The sequence below is a fragment of the Flavobacterium pectinovorum genome, assembly GCF_022802975.1.
Lineage (GTDB): Bacteria > Bacteroidota > Bacteroidia > Flavobacteriales > Flavobacteriaceae > Flavobacterium > Flavobacterium pectinovorum_B.
The window spans coordinates 111,611-126,941 of record NZ_JAFEVZ010000014.1; the positions used below are offsets into that span (position 1 = coordinate 111,611).

Here is a 15,331-nt window from a genome sequence, read left to right on the forward strand (position 1 = left end):
TTTAACCAATTTAACCAAATTATGACCAAAAAAATTACTTTAACATTTAAGCATGCGCTTAAAGTTTTTATGATTTGCGGGTTAATCACTTTCTACAGTGATTTAAATGCCCAGACATTAGCATTTCCGGAAGCTACCGGTTTTGGACGATTTACCACAGGAGCGAGAGGAGCTGCAAATCCTCAGATTTATTTAGTAACCAATTTAAATGACAGTGGACCGGGATCCTTTCGTGATGCGGTTAGTCAGCAAGGAAGATTTGTAATATTTAAAGTAGGAGGTATCATAAATTTATCCTCAGCCATTGCAGTCGCAGCCAACACTACAATTGCCGGACATACAGCTCCCGGTGAAGGGGTAGTGATTCTTGGTAAAGTATCCTTTTCCGGATCCAGTAACACGATAGGACGCTATCTTCGTGTTCGTTATGGGGATAACACTCAAGGTCAAGATGCATCAGGTATATCAAATGGTGCAAATATTATTTTGGATCACATGACTTTTACCTGGGGGACAGATGAAGTATTTTCTATCAATTGGGACAATAAAGGGATTAGTCCTGATAATATAACTCTTCAGAATTGTATTATAGGTCATGGTCTGCACCGTCACAACCACTCTGCCGGGGGATTAATGCAGCCGTCAAATGGAGGTAAGATAAGTTTAATTGGAAATTTATATATCGGTAATAAAACACGAAACAATAAAATAAAAGGGATTAATGAGTTTGTAAACAATGTGGTTTACAATTGGGGTAATTATGGAAATACTTACGGACATACTGAATCTGGAGATGCCTACATTATGGGTGGAGATTCTGCAGGAGGCTCAGATGTTAACATTATCAATAATTATTTTATAGGAGGACCAAATACAAGTGCTACAGTTTCGTCACCTTTTAATCGCGGGAACGATAATTTCTCTTTATATGGTGCGGGCAATTATTTTGATAATAATAAAGATGGTGTGTTAAACGGGACACTAGTTCCTTACGACTTAACAGGGTACCCTACCGGAGATGTCGCAACTCTTTTGCCAACACCTTATGATTATCCAATGAAAACCCCAACGTTGACAGCTCAGGATGCTTATGATAAAATCGTGGCAAGCGTGGGAGCTTCATATCCAAGACGTGATCAGGTTGATAATTTGATGATTTCTGACTTGATATCAAAAGGAACAGTAGCTACTTATATGTATGACAGAGCCAGTTTTGCAAAACAATTTAGTTTTATCAATAATGGTGCAGGACATGTTTATGGTGCTCCTGCTTCTTTGGATACTGATAACGATGGTATGCCGGATGCATGGGAAGACGCCAACGGATTAGATAAAAATACTGCTGATGCGTTATTGGTAAGCACAACAAATGCCCCTTACCTGAATATCGAAGTTTATATTAACGGATTAATAAATACAACTCCAACCGATTTTGTTATTCCGCCATCAAACGTGAATTTTACTAATGTGGTTTCTACTGAAGTTCCGCCATCGAGTTCTTTGACTGTTAACTGGATTGACGGTGCGACTAATGAGGATAATTATATCGTAGAACGTTCAGATAACGGTACTGATTTTAATGTAATCGCTACCCTTGGAGCAAATGCGACAAGTTATAATGACACTGGTTTGGTTCCAAATACGCAATATTATTATCGAGTTAAAGCAAAAAACAGCACAGAATCATCAGTATATGAAACAGCATCTGTAACTACACCGCCAATTCCGTCAGCTCCAGTTAAAGCATCTGCACCTAATCCGGCTACAGGACTTACTAACATTCAGTTAACAAGTGGGAATTTAACGCTGAAATGGAGTGGAAGTACAAACACAACAACTTATGCTGTTTATTTTGGTACTGATCCTTTAAATTTAGCAAAATTGGGCGATGTAGCTTATGTTGCTGCTCCAGTATATCAACTCACAGGATTAAGTCCGGCAATAACGTACTATTGGAGAATTGATGCTTCTAATGCTAAAGGAACAATAACAGGCGATGTATGGAATTTCCGTGCGCTGACACCGGAACTTGTTGGTCATTGGCCGTTTAAGGAAACAGCTGGAGATGGTCAGCAAATTGAAGATATTTCAGGATATGCAAACAATGGACAATTAGATGCGGCTTTCGACAATAGTAATGTCAGAGTAGCCGGAAAAGAGAACAAAGCCATAGATTTTACAACATTAACGCCTAATAAACTCATGGTAAGCGTTCCTAATCAGGATAATATTTTATTTGATAAAAATTCTTTTACTGTTTCATTTTGGATGAAAGCTGATGCCAGTTTAATACCGACAGGTTCGACATTGAGCTCCTATATATTATGCAAAGGGTCGATGACAAAAAATACGACGACAGGCGCAACAGGAAGAAGATTTAATGTAGAAATTAAAAGTAATCAATTGCGTTTTGCGATAGATGATGATAAAACAAAAACCGAACTTGCATCATCATTAGCAGCGACCAGTTATTTTACAGGAAATTGGGTGAATGTGATTATCATGAGAGATGTTACGGCATCTAAATTAAGAATATATACGAATGGGGTTTTTACCAATGAAAAGGCTGATGCAACAGGAACAGCTGTGGGTATTGGAGAGCCAACAGATTTAGTGATTGGAAATATCGGGGCTCTTGAGCTGTTTGCCAATACTACTCCGGCACCTTACAAAGGTTTATTTGACGAACTTAAAATATTTAATTATGCATTAAATGCAACAGAGATAACACAGTTGTACAATCAGGCATTATTAAATAATGATAAATTTACCCAAAATAAAGTTAGTGGTACTGTATATCCTAATCCAGTAAAAGAACAGATTTTTATCAGTATTCCAAATTATAAAGAATCATACGTTACAGCAACATTAAGCGATGTAACAGGGAAAATTATTGTTAAGGAAAAAATTTCATCTGACGGAAATGGAGTTTTTAAATTAAACATTGCAAATAAAAAAGTATCAGGACTTTATATCTTAAATGTTTCCGGAGAAAATTTAAACAGCAATTATAAAATTGTAGCAGAATAATACAAGCCAAGTTTACCGAAAAAAAACCGTTACATTGATTTGTAACGGTTTTTGTATTTATGGTGAATAAGATTTTATTTAAAGCCCTACGAAGTCATCGCTTTTTGGGAAAATACTCAGTGCTTCAACAGCAATCTCAGGCGTTGGAGAAGCCAGTTTGCGCAGTTTGGTATCCATCCAGGCACCATCTACTGTAATGGTGGCACAAAGTGTATCATCTTCTCTTCTAAATTCGTGAATGATAGACCAGCGCGAAGCATCTGCTTTCATTTTGGAGGTTTTGGTGTGAATGAAAATTTTATCCGAAAGTTTTAATTCTTTTCTAAAAACACATTCTTCCCTAAACAAAACCGGTCCAAAACCCTGTGTTTGCATTACTCTTAAAGTCAGACCAAGTTCTTCAAGAATTTCGATACGATGCTGTGCACCAAAATCATAATAAGCGCTGTGACGAACATGAAAATTTGGATCGAGATCTGACCAGCGAAAAGATATTTCTTTAATAAATGAAGCCATTTTGTAATTGTAATTTAAATAATTTTAAAAGCCGAAATTACGAATAAAAACAGGAGGAAAATAAAAATGTATATATAGCTTTTATAAGCTTTCTTTTTTTAGAAGATAAGGTATAAACTTTGTTTTTATATGAATTTTTCCAACTATTTCATCCCAAAAATTAACGTTTCCAATCCAGAAATTAGAATTTGTGTTACAATCGTTACCGTTTGGATGAATATCATTGAATTCATACTCAATTAATTTAAGTTGGTCAGATATTTTTTTTGTACTGTATTTAACTGGTAAAATAATTCCATCTATTTCTTCATTGTGTTTTATATTTATTAAAGTTATTTCTGCAGAATAAAGATTGCCTATTTTTGTTAAAAAATCAATAAAATTGGTTTGTTTTTCGTTTCTTTGAGAAAGAAAACAAATTTTATTTGCTTTCTTTAATTTTTGATTCACTTTATTAAAACGTTTTTTCATTCTTTTATTAAATGTTTTATTATCATATTTAATTTCTGGATAGTGAACAGAAGTGATATTGTTTTTAACATCTGTAAACCAGTTTGGTTTTTGTTTATGTTCTGAAAAATTAATAAAAAAATCATTAAATTTTGATTGATATAAATTGACGACAGTTTCTAAAGAGTAAACCATCATCCAATCTAAGGGATTTGCATATATTCTTAATTTATGTTTTCTTAAATAGTATGCGGGACGACAGGAATTACCTAGGCTGAAAATTATATCAAACTCATATTCTTTTTGTTTTCTGCCTTCTTGTTTTATTTTATAATTTTTGTAATTTCTTATTAAAACGAAAAGTCTGTTTGGTAAAAACATTTTGAATATTTTTTTCATTGCGATTGTAGTCTTTTTATTGTGAAATGTATTTTGGTGAAAATTATTTTCTTTAGTAAGAAAAAAACAAAACAGTCTTTCTTGAATTATGTGACCAGTTTGTGATTAGACGTAATTATGCTAAATTTTTTTGTGGGTTTCAAATTAAGAATCTTTTTCAAAACAACAACATTTACCATTATTCAATTCATTAATAAAACTCTAAATAGAAATGTTAATAACTTGAAAGATAAACACCATATAAATGTATTATGAGTATTGTTAATACTTAAATATAATATATTTTTTTGTTTTCATGATTTTGTCTAAAATGATTTTTTTAGGTTTATATTCAGTTTATAAACTTTCCTGATTATCCCATTCGTATTCTATTTTGTTTAGTTTTAGATAATATGGAATTAATAATAAAAGTTCCAGTCTAATATCAAAATGAGAGTTTTCTGTTATAAATGGAATTGCGAACATAGAAATTACACAAATTACAATTCCCAAAATAGCATCGATTTTGGCAATTGATACTGCATTATCCTTTTCAAACCAAAGTGAATAAGCCGTAAATCCTTTAAGTGTTATAATTGCAATGATAAAAATTCCGGTTACGGAGTAAGCCGTGTTGCTTGAAAATCCATAAATAGATAAATTGACATTTTCAGTAAAAGCGCTTCCAATAATCGCTCCAATACCGCAAACTCCTAAAATCATAAAGATCCAACAGAAGGTTTTGATCCACCATGGCAAAAGTTTTCTTCTGATAATTAATGGCTTTTCGAATTCGTTAAATTGATTTTCTAATGATTGATTCATGATGTTTTTGATTTGGTTCGTTAGAATTTTACAAATACCATTCTGCTAATGATACTTAATAATTGTCAGGTTTCGTTTCCTTGATTATTATTGGTTATTTTTAAGAAGTGATTCGATATTAATTAAAAAATTCAAATAGGCACCAAGATTCTTAGCTTTATAATTATCTGACCTGTTAGGATTTGTTATGTTTCGATCGCCAAGTAATTCTAAGCTAAAATGTTTAGCGAAATTTACCCCAACACCTAATAAAATTCCATAGTTTGTCTTTTTAAAGAATTCATCATCTAAATTGTTGAACCGGTCAGATTCAACATTTAACAGTTGTGTACCTCTTAATCCACCTAAGATGTAAAAACCTTTATTATATTCTTTACTAACATCATATTTTATCAGTAAATGAAGTTGTAATGTTTTCGATTCGGTATTTTTAAAGTTAAAATCAGGATTAGAATAAAAAATGTAATCTCCGTTGTCTGTATTTGAATATAACAGATAGGATTTAGCCCCGAAGCGATTACTCATTTGATGTTCAAAAAAACCTCCAATATTGTATTTACTGTAAGAACCACTGTTGCCTACGTTGCTAATTTGTACATCGTATGCATTGGCTCCTAATAAAAGACCATAACTGTTTTTTTGTGAAAAGGTATTAATCGTACTGAATAATAAGAATAGGATAAAAGTAATTTTCTTCATTTTATATTTAAAATTTTGGTGTTAAGATTACGAATATAGATGTTTTTAGCATTTAACATAAAAATAAAAAGAATAAAGTGTTTTAGCCATGAATGAGAGCGTTATATTTTGTTGCCGGGATTTGGTAGTAAAGATATAGTAGACAGTAGGAAGTAGCTTCTGATAATGACACATAAAGCACTGATGCGTCACTTCTGTCAGGTTTTTAAAATGCCATGTTGTCAGATTTTTTTTGGCACGCAGACATGAAAACTGACAATTTACTTTGGTTTTTTATATTGGCACAAAGATTGACTTATGCCACATGAGTTTAAAATTAAATCAAAAATTAAATATATAAAAAATGGGTAAAATAATCGGAATTGACTTAGGTACGACGAACTCTTGTGTTTCTGTAATGGAAGGTAACGAAGCAGTTGTTATCCCTAACGCAGAAGGAAAAAGAACTACACCATCTATCATCGCTTTTGTTGAAGGTGGAGAGATTAAAGTAGGTGATCCTGCAAAAAGACAAGCAGTAACGAATCCTACAAAAACGATTGCTTCTATTAAACGTTTTATGGGACAAGGTTTTGGTGAAGTTTCGGCTGAAGCAAAAAGAGTTTCATACCAAATTGTAAAAGGTGACAACAATACACCACGTGTGGATATTGATGGTCGTTTATACACAGCACAGGAGTTGTCTGCAATGACACTTCAAAAAATGAAAAAAACTGCTGAAGACTATTTAGGTCAAACAGTAAGTGAAGCGGTTATTACTGTTCCTGCTTACTTTAATGATGCGCAACGTCAGGCTACTAAAGAAGCTGGTGAAATTGCTGGTCTTAAAGTGATGCGTATCATCAACGAGCCAACTGCTGCTGCATTAGCTTACGGATTAGATAAAAAAGGAACGGATCAAAAAATTGCTGTTTACGATTTAGGTGGAGGTACTTTTGATATCTCTGTTCTTGAATTAGGAGATGGTGTATTTGAAGTATTGTCTACTAATGGTGATACTCACTTAGGTGGAGATGATTTTGACCACCAAATTATTGACTGGTTGGCTGACGAATTCAAAGCTGAAGAAGGTATTGATTTACGTTTAGATCCAATGTCATTGCAACGTTTGAAAGAAGCTGCTGAGAAAGCAAAAATTGAATTGTCTTCTTCTGCTGAAACTGAAATCAACTTGCCATACGTTACGGCTACTGCTTCAGGACCAAAACACTTAGTAAAAAAATTATCTCGTTCTAAATTCGAACAATTAACTGACGATTTAGTAAAGCGTTCTATGGCACCAGTTGCAAGAGCGTTGAAAGATGCAGGTTTATCTGTTTCTGATATTGACGAAGTTATCTTAGTTGGAGGTTCTACAAGAATGCCAAGAATTGCTGACGAAGTAGAAAAATTCTTCGGTAAAAAAGCATCTAAAGGAGTTAACCCTGATGAGGTTGTGGCTATTGGAGCAGCTATTCAAGGTGGAGTTTTATCTGGAGATGTAAAAGATGTATTGTTATTAGACGTTACTCCTTTATCTTTAGGTATCGAAACTATGGGTGGTGTTATGACAGTTTTAATCGAAGCTAACACAACTATCCCAACTAAAAAATCTCAGGTATTCTCTACTGCTGCTGATTCTCAGCCATCTGTTGAATTACACGTTCTTCAAGGTGCAAGAGCAATGGCTGCTGATAACAAAACTATCGGTCGTTTCCACTTAGATGGTATTCCACCAGCACCAAGAGGAGTTCCTCAAATTGAAGTAGCTTTTGATATTGATGCAAATGGTATCATTAAAGTAACTGCTACTGACAAAGGAACTGGTAAATCTCACGATATCCGTATCGAAGCTTCTTCTGGATTGACTTCTGAAGAAATCGAAAAAATGAAACAAGATGCTGAAGCTAACGCAGAATCAGATAAAGTTTTAAGAGCTAAAGCTGAAAAAATTAACGAAGCAGACAGTACTATTTTCCAAACTGAAAGTCAATTGAAAGAATTGGGAGATAAATTGACAGATGAGCAAAAAACAGCTATCGAATATGCTTTAACTGAATTAAGATTTGCTCACCAGTCTCAGGATCTTGATGCAATCCAAAAAGGATTAGACAATGTTAATGCAGCCTGGAAAACAGCTACAGAAGCAATGTACGCTCAAGGCGGAGAAGGACAGCAAGCTGCTCCACAACAAGAGCAATCTGGAGACAATGTTGAAGACGTTGAATTCGAAGAAGTGAAATAATTTACTCGTAGAGACGCACTGCTGTGCATCTTTACAATTGAATATGAAAACCGGGTCAGAAATGACTCGGTTTTTTTTATATAATGTATTAATGATAAGGTTAAACCCGACAGGTTTTTAAAACCTGTCGGGTTTGTTATGCGTTATAAATTTAAAAACTCTTCTAACGAAGCAAAATTTTCTCTTTCATTATGCGAAGTTTTTAAATTTTCAATATTTTCAAATAAAGAAATTATTTTTTCACGTTTTAGTTTAGTTGTTTTTTCAGAAACACAAGTTAAATAAGAACTCCATTGATATTCTATTGGATGCTCACAAAATCCATGATTCACTGGATTAAAGTGAATGTATTTTATAACCGAACGTAAATAAAATTCATTGTCTATTAATTTTCTTTTAAAAGGTCTTTCAAATAGAGTACCATGTCTGTTATAGCCTTTGTTAATTGCTTTTGTGTAAGCGTTAAATAAATTTCCAAAAGATTGATGTGCGGGAATTATTTTTTTAATTTCAAATTCTTTTTGGCTCTTTAAGATTTCTTCAAAAGTTTTAATTCTCACTAATAAATGGAAATGATTTTTTAATAAACACCAGGCAAATGTTTCTGCAATTGGATCGATATGTTTATTGTATAGCATTAGAAAATACTCATGATTTCTGTTTTCTTTAAATAAGTTTTCGCTGTTAATTCCACGGTTGTAAATATGATAATATTTTCCTGATTCCAGATTTTCAATTTTTTGCATATAGATATTTTTGGATAGAATTCGGACAGGTTTTAAAAAATCTGTCGGGATTAATAAAAGTAGTTAATTTATTACAAATTTCATTTTGTCATTGAAAATATTTCCTGTCAAACTGATAATTGTCATTTCCTTTTCGGATTCTTTTTCGTAATATTACTATTGTAAAATTTTTTGAATGAGAAAGATCAAATACAAGAAAGGGCGTAAACTGCAGCATACTAGTTTAGAGTATACTGGGGTTCATAAAGATCATGAAACAGAGATGCAGCTTTTTGTATATAACGACGCAGATGTTATCGAATATGAAAAATTTACCGTTTTAGCCTTAAATTCCTGCTTTGATTATACTAAAAATAACTGGCTGAACATTCACGGGCTAAACGATATTGGACTCATTAAAACAATTGGAGATCATTTTAAGGTAGATGATTTTTTACTCGCCGATATTTTAAACACAACCAAAAGAACCAAACTGGAGGAACAACCGGATATTTTATTTTTTAATATCAAATCGCTTTTGCCTTCAGAATACTCAGACGGTCTTAAGGTAGAACAGCTCAGTTTTATTTTGAAAGACGGAATCCTGATTTCTTTTCAGGAAAAAAGAAGCGATTTCTTTACCCACATACGGGAGCGTCTGCGTACACACGCCGGAATCGTAAGAACTAAAAAGGTTGATTATCTGCTTTATTTATTGCTGGATGCTGTGATGGAAAACTTTTATATAACAATTGAAGATGAGGAAGATAATATTGAGGAATTAATTGATTTAACTAAAAAAGGAGCTGATCCGGTTATTCTGGAAAAGATTGAAAACCATCGTGATAATTTTAATTTTTTAAAACGTTCGATTATTCCGCTGCGGGATTCCTTGTATTATTTAAAAACAATAAAAGATGATGACACAAATGAGTTGATTCAAAAAGAAACGTTTAATTTTTTCATAAGATTGCATCAAAAAAGTTTAGAGCTTTTAGAACAAATTGATTCGGATATGAGTTCATTGGAAAGTGCGTCGAACTTTTATTTCTCGGAACAAAGCCGGAAGATGAACGAAATCATGAAAACACTAACGATTATTTCGGCCATATTTATTCCGCTTACTTTTATTGTTGGTGTTTACGGAATGAATTTTGACTATATGCCGGAGCTTAGGGAAAAAAACGGTTATTTTATTGTTATGGGAACCATGTTTTTATTGGTAATAGCCCTAATTGTCTATTTCAAAAAAAGACGTTGGTTTTAACGTTTGTTAGAGTTGTTAAAAAAAATGAATTCTGTAAATTTATTATTTAGAATAAATATAAATAATTATTATTATGAGTAAAGCGATATATATAGCCACAAGCGATCATAACAGTGGAAAATCAATTGTTACGCTTGGTTTAATGAGTATTTTGATTGGAAAAACAGCTAAGGTTGGCTATTTTAGACCTATTGTAGAGGATTTTGTCGATGGCGAATTAGACAATCATATCGAAACGGTTCTTTCGTATTTTAACCTTGATATTAAGTTTGATGACGCTTACGCCATCACCAAGAGTAAATTAATCAAGAAGAAAAACAAAGGAAAAATAGGCGAGGTTTTAGATTTAATTATTGAAAAATATAAAAAACTCGAAGAGCGTTTTGATTTTGTTTTGGTTGAAGGAACAAGTTTTACCGGCGAGGGAACTTCAATCGAATTAGACCTGAATGTTTTAATTGCCAAAAACCTCGGAATTCCAACCATAATCATAGGTTCTGGAGTGGGTAAAACACTTGAAGAATTGGTAGACAGTTTGTATTTGGTTTATGATTCTTTCAAAGTTAAAGAAGTCGAAGTTTTATCGGTTTTTGCTAATAAAGTACAGCCAGAAAACATAGAATTGGTGACCAAAGGTTTGCAGAAAAGTTTGCCTGAAAATGTACTGATCAATACAATTCCGATTATTTCGACATTAAATAATCCGACAATGCAGGAAATTGTCAATGAATTGAATGCGAAAATTTTATTTGGAGAAACTTATTTGAATAACGAAATTGGGCATTTTAGTGTTGGAGCCATGCAATTGCATAATTATCTGGTTCATTTGCATGATAATGCTTTGGTAATTACACCCGGCGATCGTTCAGATATTATTCTGGGTGCTTTACAAGCTAACGAATCAGTAAATTATCCAACAGTTTCGGGAATTATCCTTACGGGAAATATCCTTCCGGAAGAAAGTATTTTAAAATTAATAGAAGGACTTTCGGCTATTGTTCCGATTATTGCGGTTGATGGCGGAACATATCATATTACAAACAGAATTGGTGCCATAAAATCTAAAATTTACGCTAATAACACCCATAAAATTGAAACTTCTATTAATACTTTCGAAAAATATGTTGAAGTAGAAGCTTTGTCAGAAAGGTTAATCACTTTTGAAGCAGAAGGTATGACGCCAAAAATGTTTCAGTATAACATGGTAAAACGTGCTAAACAACATCGTAAACACATTGTTTTACCGGAAGGAAATGATGAAAGAATTATTATTGCCGCTTCAAGATTATTAGCTATGGATGTGGTTGATATTTCGATTATTGGAGATAAAAAACAAATTGAAAATAAAGTTTCAGAACTCGGAATTTTGTTTGATTTTTCTAAAATAAACATCATAAATCCAATAGAGTCTGAGTTTTATGAAGATTATGCTAATACCTATTATGAACTTCGAAAAGCAAAAAATGTGAGCATTACCACGGCAAGGGATTTAATGGAAGACGTGTCGTATTTTGGGACGATGATGGTGTATAAAGGTCATGCAGACGGAATGGTTTCCGGAGCCGCACACACGACTCAGCATACGATTTTGCCTGCACTGCAATTCATTAAAACCAAACCCAATTCATCGGTAGTTTCCTCTGTATTTTTTATGTGTCTCGAAGATCGTGTTTCTGTTTTTGGAGATTGTGCGATTAATCCAAATCCTACGGCAGAACAATTGGCGGAAATTGCGATTTCATCGGCAGATTCAAGTTCGGCTTTCGGAATTGAGCCAAAAATTGCGATGCTTTCGTATTCGTCAGGGGCTTCAGGAAAGGGAGATGAAGTTGATAAGGTTCGTACAGCAACTGAAATCGTAAAACAAAAACGTCCCGATTTAAAAATTGAAGGTCCAATTCAGTATGATGCCGCAGTTGACAGAGCCGTTGGGAAAAGTAAAATGCCGGATTCTGAAGTCGCAGGACAGGCGAGTGTGCTTATTTTTCCCGATTTGAATACCGGAAACAATACCTACAAAGCGGTTCAGAGAGAAACAGGAGCTCTGGCAATCGGACCAATGTTACAAGGTTTAAACAAACCTGTAAACGATTTAAGCCGTGGCTGTACCGTTGATGATATTATCAACACTGTGGTAATTACGGCTATTCAGGCACAGGGATTGTAAATTAATTAAATAGAATTAAGAATTAAATGAAATACATACGCAGCCAAAAAACACTTCTAATTTTAATGTTTTTTATAAAATATGGACTATCAATAAATGCGCAAAATGTCTCTGCTAATATTGGACTAGATACTTTAAGTACAGATAGAAATCAAATTATTAACCTTTGGAAGAATTATTTAAAATCAAATCCTGATGAATTAACAAACAATCCAAATTGGCTAGAAAGTGATAAATTAAAGTATAAAAGTTATGATTTGCTTAAAAGTGAAGGCTTTTTAAATCCCTCTCTTTATTATTTTCAATTGGATAACAAGATTTTATCTATATCAAGACATGAAGAAGATTATATTATAAAATCTATGTTTTTTGATAGAGAGAGTTTAGATGTCTATGCTATAACAAATATAGTTGCGACAAAATTTAAGAGCCAATATTATTTGACTAATTATCAACCTACCCTTGTTAAGGACTGGAAAACAAAAGTTGTTGGGAATATTACATATCATTATTTTCCAAATTATAGTTTTAATGAGCTAAAAGCTAAAGAAGCTAATGAGTATCTGTTAAAAATTTGTTCTGTCTTTAGTTTAAAACCTGAAAAAATAAATTATTTTATTTGTGCTGATTGCGAAAATGTTTTTAAAATAAAAGGATTTGATTATGTTTTATCAATGGGAAATATAAAAGAGTGTGGGTTTTATGACAAGTACAATAATATAATATATGCAACAGCTCTTTCAGGTGAAAATAATCAACATGAAATTACACACATTATAAACAATTATTTTCCAAATGCCAATGAGTTATTATTAGCAGGGATATCAGCCTATTATGGAGGAGAAAATGCGTATAGTGCAAAATCATTGATTTACAGTATAAAAATAGTTGATGAGTATTTGAAAAAACATTCTGAAATTGATTTAAATAAACCAAATGATTTTTGGCAATTAGGTCAGGAGACTAATCCACAATATGTAATTGGTGCTTTACTTTGTGATATGGCAATCGAAAGAGGAGGAATCGAAATGCTAAAGTCCTTTTTTAATAACAGTAAAACGGATGAAGATATGCTGCTTTTTATTGAAAATAATTTGAATGTAAAAAGAGGAGAATTAGATACAGTTTTAAGGAAAAAGATTCATGAGATTTCTAAGAGCAATAAGTTTGATAATGCAAGAATCAAATAGAAAGTACAAATAACAGCCCAAAAATAATCTATTAGAAATTCTTTCCGGAGAGACTTTGGAAAGATAAAAATATAAAAAATGAAAATATTAATAATAAATTCAGGGAGTTCATCAATAAAATATCAATTAATGGTTATGCCGGAAAACGAAGTGATTTGTACCGGTATGATTGACCGAATTGGTTTGGAAACTTCCAATGTAACTTTTAAAACATCGTCTAATTCAGTTGAAGAATCACTTCCAATTCCAACTCATAAAATAGGTTTGCAAAAAGTTGCCAATATGCTTTTAGATCCTGAAAAAGGAGTTATTAAATCGACTGCCGAAATTGATGCTGTAGGGCATCGTGTGGTGCATGGCGGAAGCGAATTTAGCGATACGGTTAAAATCAACGAAAAAGTAAAAGCAAAAATCAAACAGCTTTTTGAATTGGCGCCATTGCACAATCCGGCAAATCTGGAAGGTATTAATGTGGCCGGGGAGATTTTTAACTCGGCTGAGCAAATTGCTGTTTTTGATACGGCTTTTCATCAGACTATGCCTGAAGTGGCTTATAAATATGCAATTCCGAATTATCTTTTAACAGAGAATAAAGTTCGTGTTTACGGTTTTCACGGAACAAGTCATAAATATGTTTCAGAAAAAGCAATTAAGTTTTTAGAAAACAGTTCAAAAATAATTACCATTCATTTAGGAAACGGATGTAGTATGGCAGCTGTAAAAGACGGAAAATGTATTGATACCACGATGGGTTTTTCACCATCTAATGGTTTGATAATGGGAACCCGTGCCGGAGATATCGATCAGTCTGTTATCTTTTATATGATTAAAAATTTAGATTACACTCCTGATGAAGTGAATGCTGTTTTGTTGAAACAAAGCGGTATGCTTGGACTTACCGGCTATAGCGATCTTAGGGATATTGAAGCACAAGCTGAGAAAGGAAATAAAGATTGTCAATTGGCTTTATTAATGAATGCTTACAGAATAAAAAAAACAATTGGTTCTTATACCGCAGTTTTAAATGGTTTGGATGCTATTGTTTTCACTGCCGGAATAGGAGAAAATTCATCATACATGCGTCAATTGATTTGTACTGATATGGATTATTTTGGGATTGAATTAGATAAAGAAAAAAATCAAATCCGATCTAAAGAGGTCAGAGAGATTAGTCAGTCAAATTCAAAAGCAACAGTTTTGGTTGTTCCGACTGATGAAGAATTTGAAATTGCCAATCAGGTATATCATTTATTACAAAATAGTTAATTTAAACCCGTAGGATGAAATTGATTAAAAAGATTGATTTGATTATAAAAAGTATAAAAATTGGAAGTGAAACATCATTTATAACTTAAGGAATTGATGTCATCCTGAGCGGAGTCGAAGGCTTTTGAACACGAAAGGACTTCGACTAAGTTTATCCTGAGCGAAGACGAATGGACTCAGCCTGACACTCATTTTTAATTTCACTCATTGGGTTTAATTATTTATAACGTCAGTTCGATTTTTATGACAATACAAAATAGTTTATTTTATGAAAAAAGCCTTAACCGATTCTAAATGTTATACTTGGTTAGAGTATTTGTCCAATGATATCGGAGCTCGTTTGTGAGGTTCTTAAAATGACCAATTGGCAGTTATTAATTATACCAAGTTTATCCAAAATATTTGTTTACATAAGTTTTAATACTTAGAAGCATTGTATTGTTTATAATTGTAGGTTTTTGCACTTCAATAATTAATTCAAGTTGCTAGTTAATTGATTTATTTAATTGTAGCCCAAATACAAATAAAGTTAGCTTTATTAGAAAACCTTGAATTGTAACTGCGTGTATTGTTCTTGGAAACATTTTCTTGATG

General features: G+C 32.8%; 11 protein-coding genes and 1 pseudogene. 6 read left to right on the top strand and 6 right to left on the bottom strand.

What is annotated here, in order from left to right:
- Positions 1 to 21 precede the first annotated feature (21 nt).
- The gene (locus FLV_RS17515) at positions 22 to 3,030 is read left to right on the top strand and encodes a LamG-like jellyroll fold domain-containing protein (RefSeq protein ID WP_243235881.1); all 3,009 of its coding nucleotides are present in this window, start codon (positions 22 to 24) and stop codon (positions 3,028 to 3,030) included.
- Positions 3,031 to 3,108: 78 nt separating this feature from the next.
- Here the strand turns inward: FLV_RS17515 and FLV_RS17520 are convergent, their stop codons facing one another.
- The 4 genes from FLV_RS17520 to FLV_RS17535 all read right to left on the bottom strand — a co-directional run bounded on the left by FLV_RS17520 (position 3,109) and on the right by FLV_RS17535 (position 5,898).
- Positions 3,109 to 3,546, bottom strand: coding sequence for an acyl-CoA thioesterase (locus FLV_RS17520; protein WP_243235882.1), 438 nt, complete (start codon positions 3,544 to 3,546; stop codon positions 3,109 to 3,111).
- A gap of 81 nt (positions 3,547 to 3,627) precedes the next feature.
- The gene (locus FLV_RS17525; protein WP_243235883.1) at positions 3,628 to 4,395 is read right to left on the bottom strand and encodes a DUF1796 family putative cysteine peptidase; all 768 of its coding nucleotides are present in this window, start codon (positions 4,393 to 4,395) and stop codon (positions 3,628 to 3,630) included.
- Positions 4,396 to 4,731: 336 nt separating this feature from the next.
- Entirely contained in the window at positions 4,732 to 5,199 is a 468-nt protein-coding gene (locus FLV_RS17530; RefSeq protein ID WP_243235884.1) for a hypothetical protein, read from the bottom strand.
- Between the two features lie 87 nt (positions 5,200 to 5,286).
- Positions 5,287 to 5,898, bottom strand: coding sequence for a porin family protein (locus tag FLV_RS17535; protein WP_243235885.1), 612 nt, complete (start codon positions 5,896 to 5,898; stop codon positions 5,287 to 5,289).
- A 343-nt stretch (positions 5,899 to 6,241) separates the two neighbouring features.
- Between FLV_RS17535 and dnaK the strand changes: the two genes are divergently transcribed.
- Positions 6,242 to 8,122 carry a molecular chaperone DnaK gene (dnaK, locus tag FLV_RS17540; RefSeq protein WP_243235886.1) on the top strand — a complete coding sequence of 627 codons (1,881 nt, stop codon included), beginning with the start codon at positions 6,242 to 6,244 and terminating at the stop codon, positions 8,120 to 8,122.
- A 143-nt stretch (positions 8,123 to 8,265) separates the two neighbouring features.
- Here dnaK and FLV_RS17545 read toward each other — a convergent pair whose 3' ends face one another.
- Positions 8,266 to 8,868, bottom strand: coding sequence for a hypothetical protein (locus FLV_RS17545; RefSeq protein ID WP_243235887.1), 603 nt, complete (start codon positions 8,866 to 8,868; stop codon positions 8,266 to 8,268).
- A 175-nt stretch (positions 8,869 to 9,043) separates the two neighbouring features.
- On the opposite strand from FLV_RS17545, the gene corA reads away from it, so the two are divergent.
- The 4 genes from corA to FLV_RS17565 all read left to right on the top strand — a co-directional run bounded on the left by corA (position 9,044) and on the right by FLV_RS17565 (position 14,737).
- Positions 9,044 to 10,114: a magnesium/cobalt transporter CorA gene (gene corA, locus FLV_RS17550; protein ID WP_243235888.1), complete on the top strand. Its 1,071-nt coding sequence runs from the start codon at positions 9,044 to 9,046 to the stop codon at positions 10,112 to 10,114.
- A 73-nt stretch (positions 10,115 to 10,187) separates the two neighbouring features.
- Positions 10,188 to 12,281: a phosphate acetyltransferase gene (gene pta, locus FLV_RS17555; protein ID WP_243235889.1), complete on the top strand. Its 2,094-nt coding sequence runs from the start codon at positions 10,188 to 10,190 to the stop codon at positions 12,279 to 12,281.
- Positions 12,282 to 12,307: 26 nt separating this feature from the next.
- Positions 12,308 to 13,471: a hypothetical protein gene (locus FLV_RS17560; protein ID WP_243235890.1), complete on the top strand. Its 1,164-nt coding sequence runs from the start codon at positions 12,308 to 12,310 to the stop codon at positions 13,469 to 13,471.
- A gap of 78 nt (positions 13,472 to 13,549) precedes the next feature.
- The gene (locus FLV_RS17565) at positions 13,550 to 14,737 is read left to right on the top strand and encodes an acetate/propionate family kinase (RefSeq protein ID WP_243235891.1); all 1,188 of its coding nucleotides are present in this window, start codon (positions 13,550 to 13,552) and stop codon (positions 14,735 to 14,737) included.
- Positions 14,738 to 15,222: 485 nt separating this feature from the next.
- Here FLV_RS17565 and FLV_RS20040 read toward each other — a convergent pair.
- Positions 15,223 to 15,331, bottom strand: a pseudogene (locus FLV_RS20040) (IS982 family transposase); the annotation flags it as partial.